The organism is Leifsonia virtsii (assembly GCF_030433675.1).
In the GTDB taxonomy this organism is placed as follows: Bacteria; Actinomycetota; Actinomycetes; order Actinomycetales; family Microbacteriaceae; genus Leifsonia; species Leifsonia virtsii.
In genome coordinates, this window is the sequence record NZ_JAROCB010000001.1 from 800,880 (window position 1) to 825,538 (window position 24,659).

General features: G+C 70.6%; 22 protein-coding genes. 11 read left to right on the plus strand and 11 right to left on the minus strand.

The annotated features are described in order from the left end of the window. The first annotated feature begins 162 nt into the window (after nucleotides 1-162). From P5G59_RS03915 to P5G59_RS03925, 3 genes are read left to right on the plus strand one after another with little or no spacing between them, the layout of a single operon-like run. A complete protein-coding gene (locus P5G59_RS03915; RefSeq protein ID WP_301216192.1) occupies nucleotides 163-1,263 on the plus strand; it encodes an App1 family protein phosphatidate phosphatase in 1,101 nt (366 codons plus the stop codon). A gap of 47 nt (nucleotides 1,264-1,310) precedes the next feature. Continuing rightward, nucleotides 1,311-2,402, plus strand: a complete 1,092-nt coding sequence (locus P5G59_RS03920; RefSeq protein ID WP_301216194.1) for a winged helix DNA-binding domain-containing protein — start codon at nucleotides 1,311-1,313, stop codon at nucleotides 2,400-2,402. A 22-nt stretch (nucleotides 2,403-2,424) separates the two neighbouring features. Beyond that, the gene (locus P5G59_RS03925) at nucleotides 2,425-3,519 is read left to right on the plus strand and encodes an FUSC family protein (protein ID WP_301216196.1); all 1,095 of its coding nucleotides are present in this window, start codon (nucleotides 2,425-2,427) and stop codon (nucleotides 3,517-3,519) included. An 18-nt stretch (nucleotides 3,520-3,537) separates the two neighbouring features. Here the strand turns inward: P5G59_RS03925 and P5G59_RS03930 are convergent, their stop codons facing one another. Then, nucleotides 3,538-5,304, minus strand: a complete 1,767-nt coding sequence (locus P5G59_RS03930; RefSeq protein ID WP_301216198.1) for a proline--tRNA ligase — start codon at nucleotides 5,302-5,304, stop codon at nucleotides 3,538-3,540. A gap of 120 nt (nucleotides 5,305-5,424) precedes the next feature. Here P5G59_RS03930 and P5G59_RS03935 point away from each other — a divergent pair, with 120 nt between their 5' ends. After that, nucleotides 5,425-6,858: an RNB domain-containing ribonuclease gene (locus P5G59_RS03935; RefSeq protein WP_301216201.1), complete on the plus strand. Its 1,434-nt coding sequence runs from the start codon at nucleotides 5,425-5,427 to the stop codon at nucleotides 6,856-6,858. Nucleotides 6,859-6,921: 63 nt separating this feature from the next. Here the strand turns inward: P5G59_RS03935 and ispG are convergent, their stop codons facing one another. The 4 genes from ispG to P5G59_RS03955 all read right to left on the minus strand — a co-directional run bounded on the left by ispG (nucleotide 6,922) and on the right by P5G59_RS03955 (nucleotide 11,669). Beyond that, nucleotides 6,922-8,055: a flavodoxin-dependent (E)-4-hydroxy-3-methylbut-2-enyl-diphosphate synthase gene (gene ispG, locus P5G59_RS03940; RefSeq protein WP_301217001.1), complete on the minus strand. Its 1,134-nt coding sequence runs from the start codon at nucleotides 8,053-8,055 to the stop codon at nucleotides 6,922-6,924. A 60-nt stretch (nucleotides 8,056-8,115) separates the two neighbouring features. Then, nucleotides 8,116-9,438 carry a M50 family metallopeptidase gene (locus P5G59_RS03945; RefSeq protein ID WP_301217003.1) on the minus strand — a complete coding sequence of 441 codons (1,323 nt, stop codon included), beginning with the start codon at nucleotides 9,436-9,438 and terminating at the stop codon, nucleotides 8,116-8,118. 132 nt (nucleotides 9,439-9,570) lie between these two features. Then, nucleotides 9,571-10,662: a 1-deoxy-D-xylulose-5-phosphate reductoisomerase gene (locus P5G59_RS03950; protein ID WP_301216203.1), complete on the minus strand. Its 1,092-nt coding sequence runs from the start codon at nucleotides 10,660-10,662 to the stop codon at nucleotides 9,571-9,573. A 23-nt stretch (nucleotides 10,663-10,685) separates the two neighbouring features. Next, nucleotides 10,686-11,669: an FKBP-type peptidyl-prolyl cis-trans isomerase gene (locus P5G59_RS03955; protein WP_301216205.1), complete on the minus strand. Its 984-nt coding sequence runs from the start codon at nucleotides 11,667-11,669 to the stop codon at nucleotides 10,686-10,688. A 75-nt stretch (nucleotides 11,670-11,744) separates the two neighbouring features. Here P5G59_RS03955 and P5G59_RS03960 point away from each other — a divergent pair, with 75 nt between their 5' ends. The 3 genes from P5G59_RS03960 (at nucleotide 11,745) to P5G59_RS03970 (ending at nucleotide 14,853) form a co-directional block, all read left to right on the plus strand. After that, nucleotides 11,745-13,091, plus strand: a complete 1,347-nt coding sequence (locus P5G59_RS03960; RefSeq protein ID WP_301216207.1) for an aminotransferase class III-fold pyridoxal phosphate-dependent enzyme — start codon at nucleotides 11,745-11,747, stop codon at nucleotides 13,089-13,091. A gap of 99 nt (nucleotides 13,092-13,190) precedes the next feature. Further along, nucleotides 13,191-14,045, plus strand: coding sequence for a hypothetical protein (locus P5G59_RS03965; RefSeq protein WP_301216209.1), 855 nt, complete (start codon nucleotides 13,191-13,193; stop codon nucleotides 14,043-14,045). A gap of 49 nt (nucleotides 14,046-14,094) precedes the next feature. Beyond that, nucleotides 14,095-14,853, plus strand: coding sequence for a lysophospholipid acyltransferase family protein (locus P5G59_RS03970; protein ID WP_301216211.1), 759 nt, complete (start codon nucleotides 14,095-14,097; stop codon nucleotides 14,851-14,853). A 178-nt stretch (nucleotides 14,854-15,031) separates the two neighbouring features. On the opposite strand, the gene P5G59_RS03975 is transcribed toward P5G59_RS03970, so the two are convergent. Then, nucleotides 15,032-15,508: a CGNR zinc finger domain-containing protein gene (locus tag P5G59_RS03975; RefSeq protein WP_301216213.1), complete on the minus strand. Its 477-nt coding sequence runs from the start codon at nucleotides 15,506-15,508 to the stop codon at nucleotides 15,032-15,034. 67 nt (nucleotides 15,509-15,575) lie between these two features. On the opposite strand from P5G59_RS03975, the gene P5G59_RS03980 reads away from it, so the two are divergent. Then, nucleotides 15,576-15,803 (plus strand): hypothetical protein, encoded by a 228-nt coding sequence (locus tag P5G59_RS03980; RefSeq protein ID WP_301216215.1) that lies wholly within the window; start codon nucleotides 15,576-15,578, stop codon nucleotides 15,801-15,803. Nucleotides 15,804-15,888: 85 nt separating this feature from the next. On the opposite strand, the gene P5G59_RS03985 is transcribed toward P5G59_RS03980, so the two are convergent. Then, nucleotides 15,889-16,362 carry an OsmC family protein gene (locus tag P5G59_RS03985; protein ID WP_301216217.1) on the minus strand — a complete coding sequence of 158 codons (474 nt, stop codon included), beginning with the start codon at nucleotides 16,360-16,362 and terminating at the stop codon, nucleotides 15,889-15,891. A 37-nt stretch (nucleotides 16,363-16,399) separates the two neighbouring features. On the opposite strand from P5G59_RS03985, the gene gabT reads away from it, so the two are divergent. Then, nucleotides 16,400-17,761, plus strand: coding sequence for a 4-aminobutyrate--2-oxoglutarate transaminase (gene gabT / locus P5G59_RS03990; protein ID WP_301216219.1), 1,362 nt, complete (start codon nucleotides 16,400-16,402; stop codon nucleotides 17,759-17,761). Then, the gene (locus tag P5G59_RS03995; RefSeq protein ID WP_301216221.1) at nucleotides 17,758-18,771 is read left to right on the plus strand and encodes an asparaginase; all 1,014 of its coding nucleotides are present in this window, start codon (nucleotides 17,758-17,760) and stop codon (nucleotides 18,769-18,771) included. Before gabT ends, P5G59_RS03995 begins: the two co-directional genes overlap by 4 nt. An 85-nt stretch (nucleotides 18,772-18,856) precedes the next feature. Here P5G59_RS03995 and P5G59_RS04000 read toward each other — a convergent pair whose 3' ends face one another. The 4 genes from P5G59_RS04000 to P5G59_RS04015 are packed head-to-tail and all read right to left on the minus strand — an operon-like array spanning nucleotide 18,857 to nucleotide 23,053. Further along, a complete protein-coding gene (locus tag P5G59_RS04000) occupies nucleotides 18,857-19,714 on the minus strand; it encodes an ABC transporter permease (protein ID WP_435871241.1) in 858 nt (285 codons plus the stop codon). Nucleotides 19,715-19,719: 5 nt separating this feature from the next. Then, nucleotides 19,720-20,640: an ABC transporter permease gene (locus tag P5G59_RS04005; protein ID WP_175337295.1), complete on the minus strand. Its 921-nt coding sequence runs from the start codon at nucleotides 20,638-20,640 to the stop codon at nucleotides 19,720-19,722. After that, a complete protein-coding gene (locus P5G59_RS04010; RefSeq protein WP_301216225.1) occupies nucleotides 20,640-21,839 on the minus strand; it encodes an ABC transporter ATP-binding protein in 1,200 nt (399 codons plus the stop codon). Before P5G59_RS04010 ends, P5G59_RS04005 begins: the two co-directional genes overlap by 1 nt. After that, a complete protein-coding gene (locus P5G59_RS04015) occupies nucleotides 21,839-23,053 on the minus strand; it encodes an ABC transporter substrate-binding protein (RefSeq protein WP_301216227.1) in 1,215 nt (404 codons plus the stop codon). Before P5G59_RS04015 ends, P5G59_RS04010 begins: the two co-directional genes overlap by 1 nt. 384 nt (nucleotides 23,054-23,437) lie before the next feature. Between P5G59_RS04015 and ald the strand changes: the two genes are divergently transcribed. Then, nucleotides 23,438-24,553, plus strand: coding sequence for an alanine dehydrogenase (gene ald / locus P5G59_RS04020; protein ID WP_301216229.1), 1,116 nt, complete (start codon nucleotides 23,438-23,440; stop codon nucleotides 24,551-24,553). The last annotated feature ends 106 nt before the right edge of the window (nucleotides 24,554-24,659 follow it).

Sequence of the window (24,659 nt, forward strand, 5' to 3'; positions counted from 1 at the left end):
CGGGTCCCCAGCCCTGCGACGCCGTGCGTCGCGCTTCCCGTGAATCATATTCGTGGAAACCTCACTTCCGCTGGGCATTACCCTGCGACGCGCCGCAGAAAAGTCCCCCAGATCTGGGGGATGCATTCGTGACCGCCTCCACTCCATGAGAAAATACATCAGATGCCCTCCCCCGAATCGCGCCACGAGCCCGTCTCCGGCGACTCCCCCTCACGCCGCGGCGCAGCGGTCGAGCCGATCATGCATCGGGCCGCGCGCATCGAGGACGCCTTCCACGAGTTCCGAGCCAGGCGGGCCCGCAAGCGGGGCTTCCTTGCGACGGTGGTGCCCTACACCGGCTACGGCGCGCCCAGCTGGGTGCGCATCCTCGGCCGGGTCGTTCTGGCCAAGGACCCGCGCCCCGGGTCCCGCGCCGAGCGGCTGCACCGCAAGCGCGAGGAGTCCATCCGCGGCTGGCGCTCGTTCGTCAGCGTCCCGCTCGCCCAGACCACCGTGACCGTGGAGATCGAGGGCGACCGCCACGAGGTCGTCACCGACCGCGGCGGGGTCATCGACACGGTCATCCCGGTGCAGCTCACCCCCGGCTGGCACACCGTGCGGCTCTCGACCGCGGAGTCGACGCGCGTCTTCGAGGCGCCCGTCTTCGTGGTCGACCCCAAGGCGACCTTCGGCGTGATCTCGGATGTGGACGACACCGTCATGGTGACCGCCCTGCCGCGCCCGCTGCTGGCCGCCTGGAACACCTTCGTGCTCGACGAGCACGCCCGCGTGCCCACGCCCGGCATGGCCGTGCTGCTCGAGCGGCTCGCCTCCACGCATCCCGGAACGCCGGTGATCTATCTCTCGACCGGTGCGTGGAACGTCGCGCCGACGTTGAGCCGGTTCCTCTCGCGCAACCTCTTCCCCGCCGGCCCGCTGCTCCTGACGGACTGGGGGCCCACGCACGACCGCTGGTTCCGCAGCGGACGGGAGCACAAGCGCACCAGCCTCGAGCGGCTGGCCCAGGAGTTCCCCGGGCTGAAATGGCTGCTGATCGGCGACGACGGGCAGCACGACGAAGACCTGTACGGCGAATTCACGGTCGCGCACCCGGAGAACGTCTCGGCCGTGGCCATCCGCCAGCTCTCCAGCGGCGAGGCGGTGCTCGCCGGCGGCCGCTCGAAGGCGCAGAAGCACAGCGAGCTGTCGGGGGCGCCGTGGGTCTACGCACCCGACGGGGCCGGGCTGAGCGAGCAGCTCGGAGAGCTGGGTCTGCTCCCCTAGCGACAGCACCGCGCAGCGGTGTCGGTGGGACCTGCCAGGATGGCCCCATGCGAGCCAGCCGCGACGACCTGCTCCGGATGCGCCGACTCGCGCAGGCGATCGACGGCCCGCGCGAGCCGGACCCTGCCGCCGTGGCGCGCCGGATGCTCGCCGTGCAGGGCCAGGACTTCGCGGCGGGCTGCTGGGCGCTGGCCCTGCGCTCCGAGGGCGCGCGGCAGTCCGACGTGCTGGCCGCGCTCGATACTGGCACGGTCATCCGCTCGTGGCCGATGCGCGGCACGCTGCACTTCGTCCCGCCGGAGGACCTGCGCTGGATGCTCTCGGTCACCACGGACCGGCTCCTCGCGGGCCTCGGGCGCCGTCAGGAGCAGCTGGGGCTGACCGCGGCCGACTTCGCCCACGCCGCCGACGTGGTGACGGGGGTGTTGTCCGGCGGTCGCAGCATCGGCCGCGCCAATCTGATGGAGGTCTGGGAGCGGGCGGGCATCGCGACGACCGGCCAGCGCGGATACCACCTGATCTACTACCTGGCCCAGACGGGACTGCTCTGCTGGGGCCCGGTCGTGTTCGCGGGGAACGGCAACCCGTCGCAGGCGCTGGTGCTGCTCGACGAATGGGCTCCTGCGCCGCCTCCGCTGGATCCCGACGAGGCGATCTCCCGGTACCTCTTTCGCTACCTGGCAGGCCACGGCCCCGCCACCGTGCGCGACTTCGTCTGGTGGATCAAGGGGACCGTCGGCGGCGCGAAGACGGCCCGCGCTGTCCTCGGCGATGCACTCACCATGCTGGAGGTCGACGGCGTCGAGTATCTCGTGACCGCCGAGCTCGCCGACCGTGCGGCGGCCACACCGGCGACGCGAGCGGAGAGGGAGGCGGTGCAGCTGCTGCCCGCCTTCGACGAGTACCTGCTCGGCTACCAGGACCGCTCCCCCATCCTCGACGAGGGTCACTTCGAGCTCATCGTGCCCGGCGGCAACGGCGTCTTCCAGCCGATCATCGTCGCCGGCGGCCGCGTCGTCGGCACCTGGCGCCGCGACAACGGCCGCGCGGTGCCGCAACCGTTCGGCGAGCTCAGTGCGGCGCGGCGCACGCGGCTCGATCGCGCAGCGACGGCGTACGCCCGGTACGCGGCGGGCTGACCGCGCCGGGTAGCGTTGAGGGGTGGCACGCAACAGCTCGACCGCACGCCGGCTCCCCGCCGCGATCGCCCTCCCGAAGACCATCCGGGCGAGCTCGCGCGCGCCGTTCCTGCAGGTCGTGAAGACCGCCGTCGCGATGATCCTCGCGTGGGCCGCCGCGAGCCTGTTCGTGCACGGCGAGCTGCCCGTGTTCGCGACCATCGCGGCGCTGCTGGTGGTGCAGCCGAGCGTGAACCAGTCCGTCGGGCGCGCCATCGAACGTTCGATCGGCGTCATCGTCGGCGTGGTGGTCGCCTACCTGATCGGCCTGGCGTTCGGGACGAACAGCTGGATCGTGCTGCTCGCGGTCGTCGTCTCCGTGCTGCTCGCGTGGGCGCTGAAGCTGACGCCCGGCACCGCGAATCAGGTGCCCATCACGGCGATGCTGGTGCTCGCGATCGGCGCATCCGACCCGCAGTACGCGCTCGCCCGCATCGTGGAGACGGTGCTCGGCGCGGCGATCGGCGTCGTCGTGAACGTGGCGATCGTGCCGCCGGTGCTGACGGCGCCCGCCCGGCAGGCGGTGGTGGCGCTCGGGGCCGAGCTCGCGTCCACCCTCGACCGCCTGGGGTCGGCGCTGACGACCGAGCACACCCGGGCCGAGCTGGACGCGCTCCTCATCGAGGCGCGCCTGCTGCGGCCGATGGAGGCCAAGGCGCAGAGCGCGCTGACGGCGGCCGACGAGAGCCTGTCGCTGAACCCGCGGCAGCGCAAGCACCGCGTGTACCTGGAGCACGACCAGCAGTTGTTCGAACGGTTGCGGCCGCTGATCAACCGCACGATCGGGATGACCCGCGCGTACCACGACCACTACGACGACAGCCTCGCGGCCGAGCCGACCATCCACGCGATCGCCGACGAGCTGCACCGCGCCGCCCACGACCTGCGACTGCTGGCGCGTGACCCGGACGAGCCCGTCGTCGAGCCCGGCACCGAGACGGCGGGAGTACCGGTGCTGACGGCGCCGCTGACCGTCGCCACCCCGGACCCGCGCCACTGGGTGCTGATCGGCTCCCTCGTGGAGGATCTCCGTCGCGTCCACGTCGAGATCGCCGGCGACGACGCTTCGACGGCCTGACCGGACCCTCGACGCGCGCTACGCGGTGAGCTCCGCAACCGCCTCCGCGACCGACAGCGTGCGCCGGTCGCCGGTGCGGCGGTTCCACAGCTCGACCTCGCCCTGCGCGGCCCCGCGGCCCACCACGAGCACGCGCGGGACGCCGATCAGCTCGGCGTCGCCGAACTTGACGCCCGGCGACACCTTGGGGCGGTCGTCGTAGAGCACGTCGAGACGGGCGTCCTCCAGCTGCGCGATGATCTCCTCGGCCAGCTCGTACGCAGCGTCGTCGCGGCCGGTGGCCACCACGTGCACGTCGAAGGGCGCGACGGACTCCGGCCAGACGAGACCCCGGTCGTCGTTGTTCTCCTCGGCGATGATCGCGAGGATGCGGGTGACGCCGATGCCGTAGGAGCCCATGGTGACCGTGACGAGCTTGCCGTTCTCGTCGAGCACCTTCAGACCGAGCGCCTCCGCGTACTTGCGGCCGAGCTGGAAGACGTGCCCGATCTCCATGCCGCGGGCCAGCTCGACGGGACCGGACCCGTCGGGCGCGGGATCGCCCGGCTTGACCTCGGCGACCTCGACCACGCCGTCCCAGCCGAAGTCGCGACCGGCGACCAGACCGAAGACGTGCTTGCCCTCGGTGTTCGCTCCCGTGATCCAGCCGGAGCCGTCGACCACGCGCGGGTCGACGACGTAGCGGATGCCGGTGGCCGACTCCTCGCCAAGCACGGCGCCCTCGGGCGACCAGGGACCGATGTAGCCCTTCACGAGGCCTGGGTGCTTCGCGAAGTCCTCGTCGGTGGCCGCGTCGACCTCGGCCGGCGCGAAGGCGACCTCCGCACGCTTGAGGTCGACCTCGCGGTCGCCGGGCAGCCCGACGACGACGAGCTCCCGCGTGCCATCGAGGTTGGTCAGGGCGAGCACGACGTTCTTGAGCGTGTCCGCCGCCGTCCAGGAGCGGCCGTCGGGACGAGGGTGCTTCTCGTTGGCGAGCTCGACCAGCGTCGCGATGGTGGGGGTGCCGGGAGTGTCGAGCACCTCCTGCGGCGTCAGCTTCTCGTACGAGCGCGCGGGCGGCGCGAGGGTGGTGAAGGCCTCCACGTTGGCGGCGTACCCGCCGGGCGAGCGCACGAACGTGTCCTCGCCGACCGGCGTGGGGTGCAGGAACTCCTCCGACCGCGAGCCGCCCATGGCGCCCGCGTCGGCCTGGACGATCACATAGGAGAGCCCGAGCCGCGTGAAGATGCGCTCATAGGCGTCGCGCTGGGCCAGATAGCTCGAGTCGAGCCCTTCGTCGGTGTAGTCGAACGAGTACGCGTCCTTCATCGTGAACTCGCGGCCGCGCAGCAGACCGGCGCGCGGGCGGGCCTCGTCGCGGTACTTGTCCTGGATCTGGAAGATCGTCAGCGGCAGGTCTTTGTACGACGAGTAGAGGTCTTTCACGAGCAGCGTGAAGACCTCCTCGTGCGTCGGCGCCAGGAGGTAGTCGGCGCCCTTGCGGTCCTGCAGGCGGAACAGCGCGTCACCGTACTCCTCCCACCGGCCGGTCGCCTCGTAGGGCTCGCGCGGCAGCAGGGCGGGGAAGTGCACCTCGTGCGCGCCGGCGGCCGTCATCTCCTCGCGGATGATGCGCTCGATCTTCTCCTTCACCCGCAGCCCGAGCGGCAGCCAGGCGAAGACGCCCGGCGCCTGGCGCCGGATGTAGCCGGCGCGGACGAGCAGCCGGTGGCTGGTCACCTCGGCGTCGGAGGGGTCTTCACGGAGGGTGCGGAGGAAGTAGTTGGTCAAGCGTGTAGGCACCGACCCAGTTTATGGGGCGGAACGGCGGCGTCCACGCGGGCACGGGATCGGTGGACAACTCGAGCGGCCGCCCGGCTGTGGACGGAGAGGGTCGCCGGAGCACCGGGCTAGGGTGGCGGCATGCCCGACCGCCGCGCCCACGTCGCCCCGTCCCCGGCGTCCGCGCCCCTCGCCGCCTCCCTCGCCGCCCTGCGCCGTGAGCTGCGGCTGCCGGACGCCTTCCCGCCGGCGGTCGAGGCGGAGGCGGCCGAGGCGGCCGCACGGCGTCCGCTCCCGGAGACCGACCTCACGGGCGTGCCGTTCCTCACGATCGACCCGGCCGGCTCGACCGACCTCGATCAGGCGCTGCACCTGGAGCGCACGGCAGACGGCCACCGCGTGCGGTACGCGATCGCCGACGTCCCCGCCTTCGTGACGCCCGCGGGCGCCGTGGACGCAGAAGCCCGCCGCCGCGGTCAGACCGTCTACGCGCCCGACGGCCGCATCCCCCTCCACCCCGACGTGATCGGCGAGGACGCGGCCTCCCTTCTCCCGGACGTCGAGCGCTCCGCGTTCGTCTGGGACATCCGCCTCGGCGCCGACGGCCATGCGACCGGCGCCACGGTGTCGCGGGCCCGCATCCGCTCCCGCCGGCAATGGGACTACGCCGAGGCGCAGGCCGCGATCGGCGACGGGAGCGCGCCAGAAGAGCTGAGACTGCTGCGTGAGGTCGGCGAGGCGCGCATCGCCTGCGAGCGGGAGCGCGGCGGCGCCAGCCTCAACGCCCCGGAGGAGGAGGTCGTCGTGCGCGACGGCGTCTACACGCTGGAGCGCCGCACCGTCCTGCCGGTGGAGTCGTGGAACGCGCAGCTCTCGCTCCTCACCGGCATGGCCGCCGCGCAGATGATGCTCGACGCGCGCATCGGCATCCTGCGCACCATGCCGGCGCCGGACGAGGACGCCTTCCGTGCGTTCCGCATCCAGACCGTCGCCTTGGGCCTGCCGTGGCTCGAGGGCGTGCCGTACGGCGAGTACCTGCGCACGCTGGACGCCGATCACCCGCGCGCCGCGGCGGTGCTCCAGGCGGCGACCGCGCTGTTCCGCGGCGCGGGCTATGTGGCCATGGACGGCGAGGCGCCGGCCGACCCCCAGCAGTCGGCGATCGCCGCGCCGTACGCGCACGTCACCGCTCCCCTGCGCCGCCTGGTGGATCGCTGGGGCCTCGTGATCTGCGAGGCACTGTGCTCCGGGTCACCGGTCCCGGAGTGGGCGCGCGCGTCGCTCGGCGAGCTGCCGGCCATCATGGGGAACTCGTCGCGGCTCGCGTCGCAGGTCGTCGCGGGCGCGCTCGACCGCGTCGAGGCGGCGCTGCTGAGCTCCCGGATCGGGACGGTCGTGGATGCGACCGTGCTCGCGGTGCGCAACGGCGGCGTGCTCGTGCAGCTGGACGATCCGGCGGTCAGCGCGTCGGCGCCGCGCCCGGACGGCGTGCAGCCCGCGGACCGCATCCGCCTCACCGTGACGGCCGCCGACATCGCGACCGGGCGGGTCGCGTTCGAGCCCGTCGCGGGCTGACGGCGCACGCGGCGCCGACAGCACGCAGGCCTCAGCTCACGCCGACCTCAGTGCGCGCGGACTTCAGTGCGCGCCGACGCTGACCGTGGGCTCGCCCGACGGCCGGTCGCCCATCTCGTCGGCGATGCGGTTCGCCTCGGCGATCAGGGTCGCGACGATCTCCGACTCGGGGACGGTCTTGATGACCTCGCCCTTCACGAAGATCTGGCCCTTGCCGTTGCCGCTCGCGACACCGAGGTCGGCCTCGCGCGCCTCGCCGGGGCCGTTGACGACGCAGCCCATGACCGCGACGCGCAGCGGCACGCTCATGCCCTGCAGGCCCTCCGTGACGCTGTCGGCCAGCGAGTAGACGTCGACCTGAGCACGGCCGCAGCTGGGGCAGGAGACGATCTCGAGCTTGCGCTCGCGCAGGTTCAGCGACTGCAGGATCTGCAGGCCGACCTTGACCTCCTCCGCGGGCGGCGCCGACAGCGAGACGCGGATGGTGTCGCCGATGCCCTCGGACAGTAGGATGCCGAACGCGGTCGCGGACTTGATGGTGCCCTGGAACGCCGGACCCGCCTCGGTGACCCCGAGGTGGAGGGGCCAGTCGCCCCGCTCGGCGAGCTGGCGGTAGGCCTTCACCATGACGATCGGGTCGTTGTGCTTGACCGAGATCTTGAAGTCGTGGAAGTCGTGCTCCTCGAACAGGCTCGCCTCCCAGACGGCGCTCTCGACGAGCGCCTCCGCGGTCGGCTTTCCGTACTTCTGGAGCAGGCTCGGCTCGAGCGATCCCGCGTTGACGCCGATGCGCAGGGACACGCCCGCAGCCTTCGCGTAGGCGGCGATCTTGCCGACCTGGTCGTCGAACTTGCGGATGTTGCCCGGGTTCACGCGGACGGCGGCGCAACCCGCGTCGATCGCCGCATAGACGTAGTTGGGCTGGAAGTGGATGTCGGCGATGACCGGGATCTGGCTCTTCTTGGCGATGATCGGCAGCGCCTCGGCGTCGTCGCGGCTCGGCACGGCGACGCGGACGATGTCGCAGCCGGAGGCCGTCAGCTCGGCGATCTGCTGGAGCGTGGCGTTGATGTTGGTGGTCGGCGTCGTGGTCATCGACTGGACGCTGACGGGGGCGTCGCCGCCGACCAGGACTTTGCCCACGCGGATCTGGCGGGACTTGCGACGGGGGCTAAGGGTTTCGGGGACTTTGGGCATCCCCAGGTTGATTGCTGCCACGGCTCAATCCTACGCGGCAGGGTGGGAGCGGGCTGGACGTCAGCCGAACAGGTTGACCGGCTTCACGATGTCCGCGTACATGAGCAGCACGCTCATCCCGCCGAAGATGATCACGACCGCGAACGTGAGCGGCATGAGCTTCGCCATGTCGACGGGGCCGGGGTCGCGACGGCGGAAGATCTTCGCCACCGTGCGCCGCAGCCCTTCCCAGAGCGCACCCGCGATGTGTCCGCCGTCGAGCGGCAGCAGCGGGATGAGGTTGAAGACGAACAGAGCGATGTTGAGCGACGCGAGCATGCCGATCATGGTGTAGACCTTGTCCACCACCGGCACGCCGTCGAGGGCGGTCAGTTCCCCCGCCGCCCGGCCGATCCCGACCACGCTGATCGGCCCGTTCGGGTCGCGCTCCGCGGAGCCGAAGGCGGCGTTCCAGACGTCGACCATGCGCTGCGGCAGGTGCAGGAAGACGTTGAAGACGGCGCCCGTCTGTGCGCCGACCGCCGGGAGGACCGCGGTCGCCGGCTGCGGCACCAGCTTCGTCACGGGGCCGATGCCGACGAACCCGACCGTGAGGGTCTCGATGCCGCCCGCGGCGTTCTTCACGACGGTGCCGTTGGCGTCCGTCTTGGCGACCTTGTTGACGACGGGCGTGAGCTGGACGGTGCGCTCCGCGCCGTCACGGCTCAGCACGACGGTGAGCGTCTTGCCCGCCGACTGGCGGATGATCGCGGTCGACTGGTCCCAGCTGCTGATCTTCTGCCCGTCGATGCTGACGATCGTGTCGCCGGGCTTGAGGCCGGCCGCGGCCGCCGGGCCCTGCTTCGCGTCGCTCGGGCAGGTCTGGCTCGTGCTCCCGGCCGGGAGCACGCACTGGCTGACCGTGGCGACGGTGGTCGAGCTCTGCGGCGCACCGAAGCCCATCAGGAGCACGCCGAACAGCACCACGCCGATGACCAGGTTCATGAACGGGCCGCCGAACATGATGATGATGCGCTTCCACACCGGCAGCTTGTAGAAGGTGCGCTCCTCCTCGCCGACCGCGACCGTCTCGGCGCTGGCGGTCCTGGCGTCCTGCGCCATCTGCTGCATGAAACCGGTGGTGGCGTTGCGGCCGCGACCGCCCTCCTTGCCGGGAGGGAACATCCCGATCATGGAGATGTAGCCGCCGAGTGGGATCGCCTTGACCCCGTACTCGGTCTCGCCGCGGCGGAACGAGAACAGCGTCTTGCCGAACCCGATCATGTACTGGGTGACCTTGACCCCGAACAGCTTCGCCGGCACCAGGTGCCCGATCTCGTGCAGCGCGATCGACAGCGCGACGCCGATCAGGATGATGACGACGCCGAGGACGAACAGGAGCACGGAATCCACGGTCTCAGGCTAGCGGCGGATGCCTTGGAGCAGGCCGCGAAGCGCATGGGTGACCGCTATGCGAGCGCTGTCAGGCTTCCCGATCCGCGACGCGATCCGCGCGCCGCGGTCAGCGCGCCGCGGTCAGCGCGCCGCGATGAGGGTGTCCGCCTTGCGGCGCGCCCACTCCTCCGCGTGCACCAGTGACTCGCGAGTCAGCTCCCCCGATGGCACGTGCGCGTCGACAACGCGCTCGACCGTCTCCAGGATGTCGAGGTAGCCGATCGCCCCGGCATGGAAGGCAGCGACGGCCTGCTCGTTCGCGGCGTTGAAGACGGCCGGGTAGGTGCCGGACGCCATGCCCACCTTCTTGGCGAGCCGCACGGCCGGGAACGCCTCGTCGTCGAGCGGCTCGAACGTCCACGTGTGCGCCGTCGACCAGTCCAGCGGCGCGCCGACACCGGCGACCCGGTCGGGCCAGCCGAGGCCGAGCGAGATCGGCAGGCGCATGTCGGGCGGCGAGGCCTGCGCGATGGTCGAGCCGTCCACGAACTCCACCATCGAGTGGATGACGGACTGCGGGTGCACCGTGACGTCGATCCGGTCGTAGGGCACGTCGAAGAGCAGGTGTGCCTCGATCACCTCGAGCCCCTTGTTCACCAGGGTCGAGGAGTTGGTGGTGACGACGAGGCCCATGTCCCAGGTGGGGTGGGCGAGCGCCTGCCGCGGGGTGACGTCGCGCAGCGAGTCGCGCGACCGTCCGCGGAACGGACCGCCGGACGCGGTGAGCACGAGCCGTCGGACCTCCTCCGGCGCTCCCGCGCGGAGGGCCTGGGCGATGGCGGAGTGCTCCGAGTCGACAGGAACGATCTGGCCGGGCGCTGCAACCCGCTTGACCAGGCCGCCGCCGACGATGAGCGACTCCTTGTTCGCCAGCGCGAGCAGAGCGCCGGTCTCCAGCGCCGCGAGGGTCGGGCCCAGACCCACGGAACCGGTGATGCCGTTGAGCACGACGTCCGCCTCCACCGACCGCACCAGCAGCTCGGAATCGTCCGCCCCGAGGGCCGTGTCGACCACGCCGAACCGCTCCGCCTGCACGGCCAGCTCCTCCGCGTTGCGGCCGGCGCTCAGCCCGACGACGCGGAATCGGTCGGGGTTGGCCGCGATGACGTCGAGCGCCTGCGTCCCGATCGAACCGGTGGACCCGAGGATGATGACTCTGCGCACAGTTGCCATCGTACGCAGGGCCCGCGCGGGGTCTATCTGGTCGTCTTCAGGATGTCGATGACGAACACCATGGTGTCGGTGGCCTTGATGTCGCCGGAGCCCTTGTCGCCGTAGCCGTCCGCGGGCGGGACGATGGCGATCACCTGCGAGCCGACCTTCTGACCTTCCAGCGCCTGCTGGAAGCCCTTCACGACCTGCGTGGTCTGGAAGGCGGCCGGAGTGCCCCGGCTCCAGCTGGAGTCGAACATCTGGCCGTTCCGCCAGAGGACGCCCTTGTACTGCACGGTCACCGTGTCGCCGGACTGCACGGTCTCGCCGTCGCCCTGCTTCAGCACCGCGATCTTCGTCTCCTTCGGCGGGTCGGCCTTGGGGATCGTGATGTCCGGCTCGCCGGTCTTCGCGTCGAGCGTGACCTTCGGGAAGCCGGCCGGCGGCGTCACGGCCTTGCCGTTCGCCCGCGTCTGCGGCAGGTCGACCAGGTCGGCGACGAACACGATGCTGTCCTTGTCGGTCAGGTTCAGCTGCGCGAGGTTCTGCTGCCCGACGGCACTGCCCGCAGGACCGGTCAGCACCACCCGGGAGCCAAGGGGCAGGCACTCGACGGCGCGCACGAGGCCCGGCACGAAGGCCTTGTCGTCGACCTTGAGCATGGCCGTTGCCGACCCGTCGAACCCTTGCGCCGAGAGCTCCTTGCCGGTGGTCCCGTTGTACGCGGCGAGTGCGATGTCCACATTCGACCCGGCCTTCACCACGGCGCCGGTGCCTTTGACGACCACGGTGCGTTCCAGGTCCGTCGCCTTCAGCGGGCTGCCGAAGGTCACGGTCGGCGTCTTGCCGAAGTCGCCCGCCACCTTCACGGAGTCCGAGGTCGCGCCCGACTTCACGTTCTGGCAGGTCGCGGCCGCGGCGGTGGGCGTCGAGGACGCGGTCGGCTCGCCGGAGCTGCACGCGGCGAGCCCCGAGACGAGGAGGGCCGCGGTCGCGGTCGCGGTCAGGGCCTTGAGAGAGGTACGCACGGTCGTCCATCCTGCACCATCCGGCTCAGGCGAACCTGACAGCGGGGAATGGGTCGGCTGAATCCGCCGCCTACGATGGAAGGCATGACCCGCGAATTCTCCGTGCCCCAGTCCCGCCACCTCGTCACCGAGCTGCCCGGCCCGCGGTCGGTCGAACTGCAGCAGCGCCGGGTCGCGTCGGTCAGCCGCGGCGCGGGCACGCTCGCGAACATCTACATGGAGTCCGGGTCGGGCGCCATCCTGGTCGACGTCGACGGCAACCGCCTGATCGACCTGGGCTGTGGGATCGGCGTCACCACGATCGGGCACGCGCACCCGGCCGTCGCCGCGGCCGCCGCGGAGCAGGCCGCCAAGCTCACCCACACGCTGTTCACGGTGACCCCGTACGAGAACTACGTCGCCGTCGCCGAGAAGCTGGGAGAGATCACGCCCGGCGACTTCGAGAAGCACAGCATCCTGGTCAACTCCGGCGCTGAGGCGGTCGAGAACGCGGTCAAGATCGCCCGCAAGTACACGGGTCGCCGCGCCATCGCGACGCTCGACCACGCCTTCCACGGCCGCACAAACCTGACGATGGCCATGACGTACCGCCCCTGGCCGGAGCGCGCGGGGATGGGCCCGTTCCCGGGCGAGATCTACAGCCTCCCGATCAGCTACCCGTTCCGCGACCCCGAGGGGATGACCGGCGAGGAGGCCGCGGAGCGCACCATCGACTACATCCGCACCCACATCGGCGCCACCGAGCTGGCCGCCCTGTTCGTCGAGCCCATCCAGGGCGACGGCGGCATCATCATCCCGGCGCCGGGTTATTTCGCGCGCCTCGCCGAGTTCTGCGCCGAGAACGGGATCGTGTTCGTCGCCGACGAGATCCAGGCCGGCATCGGCCGCACCGGCACCTGGTACTCGATCGAGCACCACGGGGTCGTGCCCGACCTCGTCACCAGCGCGAAGGGCATCGCGGGCGGCTTCCCGCTTGCCGCGGTGACCGGCCGCGCCGAGATCATGGACGCGGTGCAGCCCGGCGGCATCGGCGGCACGTTCGGCGGCAACCCGGTGTCCACCGCTGCCGCCCTCGCCGTGTTCCAGGCGTTCGAGGATGAGGACCTGCTGGCGGAGGCCCGCCGCGTCGAGAAGGCGCTGTGGGCGCGGATCGGCGACTGGGCGGACCGGTTCCCGGTCGTCGGCGAGGTGCGCGGCAAGGGTGCGATGTTCGGGATCGAGTTGGTCCAGCCCGGCACGAAGACCCCCAACCCGGAGGCGCTGCAGGCCGTGCTCGGCCATGCCACGCGCAACGGCGTCATCCCGCTCGACGCCGGCAGCTGGGACAGCGTGCTGCGCCTGCTGCCGTCGGTCGTCATCAGCGAGGAGCTCATCGACGACGCGGCGACCGTGCTCGAGGAGGCGCTCGGCCGGCTGGGCTGACGAACTGTCAGGCGATTCCGGCCAGTGCACAGCCGGTCTCCCAGACCGGCGCGCTACCGTCGCTCCCGACCGTCCCGGCCACATGAGGAAGGCACACCGATGCGGCTCCCCCGCCTGCGCGTGATCGCCGCGGCCACCGCCGCCGCGGCTGCGCTCGCGCTGGTGCCCGCGGTCGCCGTCGCGGAGCCGGCGACGCCCTTCTACCCCGGCTACATCATCAGCGACGACAGCTTCTTCAACCCGGACGCGATGACCGCCGGGCAGATCCAGCACTTCCTGGAGGACCGCTCCTGCCACCCGAAGGACGGCGTGCCGTGCCTGGCCGACTTCCGGATGAACTCGCCGGCGCAGCCCGCGTCGGCCGAGCGCTGCACGGCGCTACCCGCACGGAAGAAGGAGGCGGCCAGCAGCATCATCGCGCGGGTCGCCGAGGCGTGCACGGTCAGCCCGCGCGTGCTGCTGGTGCTGCTGCAGAAGGAGCAGTCGCTGCTGACCGCGCCCAGCGCGAAGGGCTACGAACGCGCGACCGGGTACGCGTGCCCCGACACGGCCGAGTGCGACAAGCGGTACTTCGGGTTCTTCAACCAGGTGTACCGGGCGGCGTGGCAGTTCCGGGAGTACACCGTCCACCCCGGCGACTGGCGCTACAAGGTGGGGCTGAACCGCATCCAGTACCACCCGGATGCGGCCTGCGGGTCGAGCGAGGTCACGATCCTCAACCAGGCGACGGCGAACCTCTACAACTACACGCCGTACCAGCCGAACGACTCGACGTTGAAGGCGCCGAAGGGACCGGGAGGCGACTGCTCGGCGTACGGCAACCTCAACTTCTCCCGGCTGTACACGGACTGGTTCGGGTCGCCGCTGTCGGTCCGCTACACGGGCCTCGTCGACGGCTGCCTGGTCTACCGGGACGGGTTCGGCTGCGACCAGGGCACCCCGCTGCGCTCGTGATATCGGCGCATGCCGTGACCGGAATACGACCTCGCCTACTGTCGGAAGCGTGAGCATCGACCAGCCCGACGATGACGTCGCCGCGCTGCAGCGCCCCGGCGCGCTGTACTACGCCGGCCGCATCCTCATGGCCCCGCTGCTGAAGCTCGTCTACCGGCCGCGAGTGATCGGCCGCAGGAACGTCCCGAAGCACGGCAAGGTCATCCTGGCCAGCAACCACCTGTCGTTCATCGACTCCGTCGTGATCCCGATGACCGCCCCGCGGCGTGTGCAGTTCCTCGCGAAGTCGAGCTACTTCGAAGGCAGCGGGTTCAAGGGACGCGTCTCCCGCGCCTTCTTCACCTCCATCGGCGCGGTCGGGGTCAAGCGCGGCGCGGGGGCCGCCGCACAGGAGGCGCTCGACCAGTCGCGCCGGATCATCGACACCGGCGCCGCCTTCGCGCTCTACCCCGAAGGCACGCGCTCTCTCGACGGCCGCCTGTACAAGGGCCGGACCGGGATCGGCTGGCTCGCCCTGACGACCGGCGCCGTCGTCGTGCCGGTCGGGCTGATCGGCACCGACCAGATGCAGCCCGTCGGAGCGAAGTTCCCGAAGCCGCACCGGATCACCGTCGTGTTCGGCGAGCCGCTCGACCTGGCGCATTACGGACCGCCGGAGTCGGGACGCGCTCGGCGCCAGGCGACGGACGCGATCATGGCGGCCATCCACGGCCTCACCGGCCAGGAGCTGGCGGGCGTGTACAACGAGGCGCCGCCCGCGAGCGCGGTCGAGCGCGTCAAGCGCGCCCTGCGGCCCGAGCGTCTCTGACGCGGCGCCCGTCACGGTTCGTGACGAACGCGCGCCATTCGTGACGAACGCGCGCCATTCGTGACGAATGCGCCCGATTCGTGACGAATCGGGGACGGGCGCACTCGGCGATTCGTCACGAACGGACGCTGTTCGTCACGAATCGCGGCCATTCGTCACGAACGGGCGCGGGCGCAGGTCAGGCCTCGAGGGCCTGGGACTTGGCGCGGTAGGTGCGGGCCTTCTGGCGGTTGCCGCAGACGCCCATGCTGCACCACTGGCGGGAGCCGTTGCGCGACTCGTCGTAGAAGGCCCAGCGGCAGTCCTCTCCCCCGCACAGGCGGACGCGCGCGAGCTTTCCCTGGATCTGCAGGACCACCGCGCTCGCCAGGGCCGCCTCCGCCGCGGTGCGGGCGGTGAGGCCGACCGCGCCCGGTCCGGACGAGACGGGAAGCGAGAGCTCGGGCAGCGGCGCCTCGGCACCGTCGACGATCTCGCGGAGCGCGTCCCGCAGCTCCTGCGCGCGCACCCGCTCCCCCGGGGCCACGCCATGATCGCCGGCCCAGCGGCGGAGTCCGGCATCGTCGGCGAGCTGGTCGGCGTCGTCCTCGACATCGAGAGTGTTCAGGAAGTCGACCAGCAGACCGGGGCCGAGCTCGGGCGCATTCGTACGCATATAACCATTGTAACTCGTTAGCGGGTTACTGTAGCCTGTAACCTGTCAAAGCAGATAGGTGGTTATCATGCATCCGCTGTTCTTCTGGTCCCTGTCCACGTCCGAGCTCGCCGAGCGCGAGCACGAGGCGGCCGTGCTGCGGGCGCAGCGCGACTCCGGCATCGAGCAGCCCGCGCCGCTCACGCGAGACGACCGCTGGCGCGCCGCCATCCAGCGCTGGGCCGCCGCCGAGCCGCCGCAGCTCCCCGCCCCCGCGGCGCCCTCCGCGCACTCCCCGCGCCTCGGCTGCGCCTGACCCCCCACCGCCGAGTCCGCGAAGACTGCACGCCTGCACGGCGTGTCGCGTGCAGTCTTCGCGGACTCGATGGAGGACGGAGAGGTCAGGCGAGGGTGAGCGTCTCGGGAACGTGGTGCACGGGGAAGTTGACGCTCGCGGCGATGAAGCACTTCTCGGCGGCCGGCGCGTGCAACGACTCGGCGAGCTCGCGCTGCGCGGGATCGGCGATCGTCACCCGCGGGCGCAGGGTCGCCTCGGTGAAGTGGCCGCCCCCGTTGGCGGTCTGCTCCATGGTGCCGGTGGCCGCATCCGTGTAGCCGACCACCACGAGGCCCGCCCGGGCCGCCTCGGCCAGGTAACTGAGCATGTGGCACTGCGCGAGCGCGGCCAGCAGCAGCTCCTCCGGGTTCCAGCGGTCGCGGTCGCCGAAGAACACGCGGTCGGCGGACCCCTCGATGGGATGCTTGCCCTCGGCGCTCACGACGTGGTCGCGGCCGTACGCCTTGTACCCACTCGTTCCCTCTCCGCGGTTGCCGGTCCACTGCAGATCGATCGCGTACCCGTGCTCGAGCTTCATGCTCCGATTCTCGCACCCCGGTTAGACTCGGATCACCATGACTGACACCGTGAGCACCCCCGCGCCCGTCTTCTCCGTTCCACAAGAACGCCGCATCGTCACCGCCGTCCCCGGCCCCAAGTCGCAGGAGCTGCACGAGCGACGCCTGGCCGTCATCCCGACCGGCGTCTCCTCGGCTCTGCCCGTGTACATCGCCAAGGCGAACGGCGCGATCCTGGTGGATGTGGACGGCAACCAGTTCGTCGACTTCGGCGCGGGCATCGGCGTGACCACGGTCGGCCACACCGAGACCGCGGTCGTGGAGGCCGCGGCCGGTCAGCTGCAGGACGTCATCCACACCCTCTTCACCATCACGCCGTACGAGGAGTACGTGCGGGTCGCCGAGCTGCTCGCCGAGCACACCCCCGGCGACCACGCCAAGAAGACCGTGCTGGTCAACTCCGGCGCGGAGGCCGTCGAGAACGGCGTCAAGATCGCCCGCAAGTTCACCGGCCGTCGCGCCGTCGCGGTGCTCGACCACGCCTACCACGGCCGCACCAACCTCACGATGGCGATGAACTACAAGGCCATGCCGTACGCGACCGGCTTCGGCCCGTTCGCCGGCGACGTCTACCACGCCCCCAACTCCTACCCCTACCGCGACGGCCTGAGCGGCGCCGAGGCGGCGGCCCGGACCATCGCGTACCTGGAGAAGGTCGTCGGCGCGTCCGACCTGGCCTGCCTCGTCGCCGAGCCGATCCAGGGCGAGGGCGGCTTCATCGTCCCCGCGGAGGGCTACCTGGCCGCGCTGCAGGAGTGGTGCACGGCCAACGGCGTCGTCTTCATCGCCGACGAGATCCAGAGCGGCATGGCGCGCACCGGCGCGTTCTACGCCAGCGAGCACTTCGGCGTCGTGCCCGACCTGGTGCTCAGCGCCAAGGGCATCGCCGGCGGCCTGCCGCTGGCCGCGGTCACCGGCCGCGCCGAGATCATGGATGCCGCCCAGCCCGGCGGGCTCGGCGGCACCTTCGGCGGCAACCCCGTCGCCGCTGCAGCCGCGATCGCCGTCTTCGAGACGATCGAGCGCAACGACCTCCTCGCGGAAGGGCGCCGCATCGAGAAGGCGCTCAAACCGGCCCTCGAGAAGCTGCAGGAGAAGTACGACATCATCGGCGACGTGCGCGGCATCGGCGCGATGATCGCCGTCGAGCTCGTGAAGCCCGGCACCGCGCAGACGACGAAGGAGCCGAACCCGGAGGCGGTCAATGCGATCGTCGCCGCGGCGGCGCAGCAGGGCATCCTGTTCCTCAACGCCGGCACCTGGGGCAACGTGCTCCGCTTCCTGCCGAGCCTCGCGGTCTCCGACGCCCTCATCGCCGACGCCGTGTCGGTGATCGACGACGCCATCGCCGCCCTGTGAGCGGGGAGGACGCGGTGACCGCCCAGGTGTTCTCGGTCGACGAGTCGGTCGAGCTCGCGGTGGTCGAGCGGAGCGGCTTCGTCGAGTCGCGGCACGCGGGCTCCGCCGTCGTGCTCGGGCCGGAGGGCGACGTCCTCCGCACCCTGGGCGCGCCGGAGCGGCCGGTGTTCCCGCGGTCGAGCATGAAGCCGTTCCAGGCCGTCGCCGTGATGGGCGCAGGCGTTCCGCTGGAGGGCGCGAGCGCCGTGCTCGCGACCGCCAGCCACGGCGGCACCCCGGCCCACCTATCGGTGGTGCGCAAGATCCTGGCCCAGGCGCAGCTGACGGAGGACGCCCTCCGCTGCCCAGCCGACTGGCCGCTCGACACGGCCGCGCGCGACGAGCTGGTCCGCGCGGGCGAGCACAAGCACCCCGTCTACATGAACTGCTCGGGCAAGCACGCCGCGATGCTCCTCGCCTGCCGGGTCAACGGCTGGCCGACGGAGAGCTACCTCGACCCATCGCACCCGATGCAGCAGCACATCCGCGACACGGTCGAGCGGCTGACCGGCGAGAAGGTCGTCGCGACCGGAGTCGACGGCTGCGGCGCGCCCGTGCACGCGATGTCGCTGCTGGCGCTCGCGCGCGGCATCCAGCGGATCGCCACGGCGTCAGACGGCTCGCCGTTCGCGCTGTTCCGCAACGCAGCGCTGCTGAAGAACGCCGTGCTGGCCGACGGCTGGGCGATCGACGGCCCCGGACGCGCGAACACGGTCGTCATCGACGAGCTCGGCGTCTTCACCAAGGGCGGCGCGGAGGGCGTCATGGTCATGGCGGCGCCCGACGGCACCACCGTCACGCTGAAGGTGCTCGACGGGAGCCTGCGGGCCGCATCCATCGTCGCCCTGCGCCTGCTCGCCGACGCCGGCGCGCTGACGCACGACGACGTCGGCCGTGTGGCCCCGAAGCTCGACCTGGCCGTCCTCGGCCGCGGCGCCCCCGTCGGCGCCATCCGCGCCTCCTACGCCTGACCTCCGCCGCCCCCCATCGCTTCCTCGCTTAATCCGCCTTTTCAGGCTTCAGGGCCGGATTAAGTGAGGAAGCGACGGTGGGGGGTTACTGGCGGGCGAGGCGCTTGGCGCGGGCGGCGGCGGTCAGCTGCGAGATCAGCACCACGAGGATGGTGAGGATGAACACCGCGCTCGCGATCACGTTCGCCTGCGCCGGGATGCCGCGGCTCGCCGCGATGTAGATGTACATCGGGAACGTGGTCACCGCCCCGGCGTTGAAGTTCGTGATGATGAAGTCGTCGAAGCTGAGCGAGAACGACAGCAGCGCCGCCGACAGGATGCCGGGCAGCAGCAGCGGGAACGTGATCCGCCAGAACACCGCGTTCGGCGACCCGTACAGGTCGCGCCCCGCCTCCTCCAGCGCCGGGTCCAGCGACGCGACGCGCGCCTTCACCGTCACGACCACGAAGCTGATGCAGAACATCACGTGGGCGATGATGATCGTCCCGAAGCCCTTGTTCACGCCGAGGCTGAGGAACTGCGCGGCGAGGCCCGCACCGAGCACGACCTCCGGGCTCGCCATCGGCAGGAACAGCAGCAGGCTGGTCTGCGACCGCAGGCGGAACCGGTAGCGCATCAGCGCGATCGCGATCATCGTGCCGAGCACCGTCGCGATCACCGTCGACACGATGCCGATGATGATGCTGGCCATGAACGCGTCGCAGATGCCGGCGGCGTCGCAGACGTTCGTCCAGTTGCGCAGGGTGAAGCCGCGCCAGGCGATGTTGTTCTTGATCGCGTCGTTGAACGAGAACACGAACGTGTAGACGATCGGGATGAGCAGGAACGCGAGCGCGAGGAACGCGTAGACCCCGAGTCCCAGTCCCTTGAAGCGCCGCCGCGGGGTCGGACGCCCGGGCGGGACGGGTGCGGCGCCGGGCACGGCGCCCGGCTCGGTCATCATGGCGGTCACAGCAGGTCCTCCGTCCCGCTCCGGCGCACGTACACACCGACGATCACGAGGATGACGGCCATCAGGATGACCGACATCGCCGCCGCCGTCGGGTAGTTCTGCAGCACGAGGAAGTTGCTCTCGATGACGTTGCCCATCATCGAGGTGTCGGCCGCTCCCAGGAAGTCCTGCGAGGCGTTGATGTAGTCGCCGGCCGCCGGGATGAAGGTGAGCAGCGTCCCGGAGACGATGCCCGGCATCGACAGCGGCACGGTCACCTTGCGGAACGTCGTCCACGGGCTCGCGTACAGGTCCTGTCCCGCCTCCAGCAGGCGCGTGTCCAGCCGCTCCAGCGTCGAATAGAGCGGGAGGCACATGAACGGGATGAAGTTGTACGTGAGACCGAAGATCACCGAGAACGGCGTCCCGGTGATGTGGGCGTCCGGCGGGAGGACGGAGATCGCCTTCAGCGAGCTCGCCACCCAGCCGTCGTCGCTGAGGATCGCCTTCCACGCCAGCGTCCGCAGCAGGAAGCTGATGAAGAACGGCGCGATCACGAGCGTCATCAGCAGGTTCTGCGCCAGCGGCCGGCCGCGCATCTTCACGCCGATGAAGTACGCCAGCGGGTAGCTGATCAGCAGCGCCGCGGCGGTGGCGATCAGGGCGTACCCGAACGAGCGCAGGATCTGCGGCCAGTACTCGGCGATCGAGTCGGTGTAGTTCTGCCACTGGAATGCGGTCTGGTACTGGCCGATGTCGCCGTCCACGACGGGTGCCTGGAACGACGTGATGATCAGCGAGACCAGCGGCGTGAGGAAGAACAGGACGAGGTAGAGCACCCCGGGCAGGAGGAGGACGAGCGCGATGCCGCTCTTGCGGCGGACCGCGGGCTCCTGGTCCTGCGTCGGCGGCGCCCCGGTGAACGCGGCGAGGGCCATTACGCCTCCTCCAGCTCCGACAGCATCCGCTCCCGCGCCTGCGCCGCGATCGCCTGCGTGTCGGCGTCGTCGACGAACCGGCCGTCGGCGGGCGGCTCGTCGGCGAGCACGAACGTGTGCGCCGCGTCCCACGCCACCCACACCTCGCCGCCCAGCTGGGCGACCGGGCCGCTGGCGAGGTTCTGCGCGAAGACGACGATCGTGCCGACGCCGGGGACATCGACCAGGTACTGCGTGCTCACGCCGCTGAACGAGACGTCGGTCACCCTCCCCGGCCCGAGGGAGTTGGCCCCCGACGGGATGGTCTCGGGCGACGCGTGCAGTGTCAGCTTCTCCGGGCGCACGCCGACCGTGACGTACCCGGAGGTGCGCTGTGCGCGCGACCGGGGCACCTGGATGCGGTTGCCGCCGACGTCCACCCCGAGCGTCTCCGAGCCGGTCTCCTGCACCGGACCGGCGAACAGGTTGGACTGGCCGAGGAAGTTCGCGACGAACACGGTCGACGGCAGCTCGTACAGCACCTCGGGCGAGCCCATCTGCTCGATCCGGCCCTTGTTCATCACGGCGACGGTGTCGGCCATGGTCATGGCCTCCTCCTGGTCGTGCGTGACGTGCACGAACGTGAGGCCGACCTCGGTCTGGATGGACTTCAGCTCCAGCTGCATCTGCCGGCGCAGCTTGAGGTCGAGCGCGCCCAGCGGCTCGTCGAGCAGCAGCAGGGCGGGCCGGTTGACGATGGCGCGGGCGAGTGCGACGCGCTGCTGCTGGCCGCCGGACAGCTGCGCCGGCCGGCGCGCGGCCAGGTGGTCGAGCTCCACCAGCCGGAGGGCCTCATGGGCCTTGCCGACCGGGTCGCCGATCTTGCGGCGGCGCAGCCCGAAGGCGACGTTCTCCAGGATGGTCATGTGCGGGAAGAGCGCATAGCTCTGGAACACGGTGTTCACCGGACGCTGGTACGTCTTGGTGCGCGTGACATCCTGACCGCCGATCAGGATGCGGCCCTCGGTCGGCTCCTCCAGCCCCGCCACCAGGCGCAGGGTCGTCGTCTTGCCGCAGCCGCTCGGGCCGAGCAGGGCGAAGAACGAACCGGCCGGGATGGTCAGGTCGAGGTGCTCGATCGCGGTGAACCCGGGGAATCGCTTCTTGATGCCGTCGAGCTGCAGGTCGGCGCCGGACTCGGCGAATGCTCCCTTGGCCATCAGGCCCCCAGGATCACTTTCTGGAACGCCGCCTGGTACTTCTGCTCCTCCGCGGGCTTCAGGGTGCGGAACACCTTCACCTTCGACAGCGTCGACTCGTCCGGGAAGATCAGCTGGTTGTCGGCGAGCTTCGGGTCGATCTTCGCCGCCTCCTCCTTCGCGCCCTGCACCGGGGTGATGTAGTTGACCCACGCCGCCACCTCGGCCGCGACCTCGGGCTGGTAGTAGTAGTCGATCAGCTTCTCGGCGTTCGCCTTCTGCGACGACCCGATCGGGATGACGAAGTTGTCGCTCCAGAGGGTGCCTCCGGCCTCCGGGATGGCGAACTGCCAGTTGTCGCCGGCCTCCGCGTTCAGCTGGGTGATGTCGCCCGACCAGCAGATCGCGGCGAGCGTGTCGCCCGACTTGAGGTCGTTGAGGTACGAATTGCCCTTGATGTTGCGGATCTGGCCGTCGCTGACGTGCTTAGTCAGGGTGTCGATCGCCTTGTTGAAGTCGTCGTCGCTGAAGTCCTTGGAGATGTCGACGCCCTGCTGCAGCATGATCAGGCCCATGGTGTCGCGCATCTCGCTGAGCACGCCGACCTTGCCCTTGAGGTCGGAGCTCCACAGGTCGTCGATCGACTTGAGGCCCTTCGGCAGCTTCTCCTTGTTCCAGCAGATGCCGGCGAAGCCGCTCTGCCACGGCAGGGACTTCTTGCGGCCCGGGTCGAAGTCGACGTCCTGCAGGTTGGAGACGAGGTTCTTCTTGTTGGGTATCTTCGCCTCGTCAAAGGTCTGCACGTAGCCGAGCCGGATCCAGCGGGCGATCATCCAGTCGGTGAGGCAGACCGTGTCGGCGCCGATGTCCTTGCCGAGCGCCAGCTGGTCCTTCACCTTGGCGTAGTACGTGTTGTTGTCGTCGACGGCGACGTCGTACTTGACCTTGATGCCGGACTGCTTCTGGAACGCCTCGAGCGTCGGGTACTTGCCGTTGTCGTCCTGGTCGAGGTATGCCTGCCAGTTGGCCCAGGTCATCGACTTGTCCGTGGCCGACTCGTCCTTCGCCGGGGTCGGCTTGCCGGAGGCGCCGCCGGTCGAACACGCGGCCAGTGCCAGCGCAGCCGCACCGGCGCCTGCTCCCGCGAGGAGGCCGCGGCGCGTCAGCTGGGACGCCCGGGAGGACTGCACGATCCGGCGGATCATCGGGTCTTGCGGAAGGTTGCTCGGTTTCACTGTGGTGCTCCTTGGGGGATCGAACACGGACCACGGGCGACGGCGCTTCGGCGGCACGTCCTCGTGCCGTCGCGGTGGACCCGATCCTGACACAGAACCGTGGCGATCCGCATCAGAATCTGGCCGGATCGTCCATTCGGAAACACAATCTTTACGAAATCCGTTCCGAATCGGTCGAAACGCCCGGGAAACCGCAGACGGGCCGTTCGGCGCCGACCGGATCCGGCGGAGGGTGACCATGACCCGGGCCTGCTGCGGAAATCGTCCGCAAATTCGACCCGACTCCGCGAAATCAGCATCCGGATGCGCAGATTTCAGTCGAAATCCTCCGTGAAGCCCGCTATGGTGAGACCGAACCACCACGTCGAGTGTCGAAGGAGCCCCATGAAGGTCGCGATCCCCCGCGAGATCAAGAACAACGAGTTCCGGGTGGCGATCACGCCGGCCGGCGTGCACGACCTGGTCGGCGCCGGGCACGAGGTCTACGTCGAGTCGGGCGCGGGCGTCGGCTCGTCCATCCCCGACGAGCTGTACGCCGGAGCGGGCGCCACGATCCTCCCGGACGCGGCGGCCACCTGGGCGGCCGGCGACCTGATCCTGAAGGTGAAGGAGCCGATCGAGAGCGAGTACGGCTATTTCCGCGAGGGGCTCGTGCTCTTCACCTACCTGCACCTCGCCGCCGACGAGGCGCTCACGCGCGCGCTCATCGACAGCGGCGTCACCGCGATCGCCTACGAGACGGTGCAGCTGCCGACCCGTGCGCTGCCGCTGCTCGCGCCGATGAGCGAGGTGGCCGGCCGGCTCGCGCCGATCGTCGGCGCCAACACCATGCTGAAGCCCAACGGCGGTCCGGGCCTCCTCGTCCCCGGCGTCCCCGGCACCCACCCGGCGGTCGTCACGGTGCTCGGCGGCGGTGTCGCCGGCACGAACGCCATCTCGGTGGCGGTCGGCCTCGGCGCGGAGGTCACGGTGCTCGACACCAACATCCAGCGCCTGCGCGAGCTCGACGCGCTGTACGCCGGTCGCATCAAGACGATCGCCTCGAACAGCTTCGAGATCGAGAAGGCGGTCGTGGCCTCCGACCTCGTCATCGGCTCGGTGCTCGTGCCCGGCGCGAAGGCTCCGAAGCTGGTCACCAACGAGCTGGTGTCGCGGATGAAGGCGGGCAGCGTCCTCGTCGACATCGCGGTGGACCAGGGCGGCTGCTTCGAGGACTCGCACCCGACCACCCACGCCGACCCCACCTTCACGGTGCACCAGTCGGTGTTCTACTGCGTGGCGAACATGCCGGGCGCGGTGCCCCACACCTCCACCTACGCGCTGACGAACGCGACGCTCCCCTACGCGCGGGCGATCGCGAACCGCGGCTGGCAGGAGGCGCTGCGCGCCGACGCGAGCCTGGCCCTCGGCCTCAACGTGCACGCCGGTGCCGTCACCAACGAGGGCGTCGCCTCCGCGCACGATCTCGAGGCGACCTCCATCGCCTCCGCCCTCGCCTGACCCGCCCCAAGCAATCAGCTCCGGAGTTCTTCGACCGATCGACGGCGTGTCGGGTCGAAGAACTCCGGAGCTGTTGGCGCGTGGAGGGGGTTCAGAGCGGGGTCAG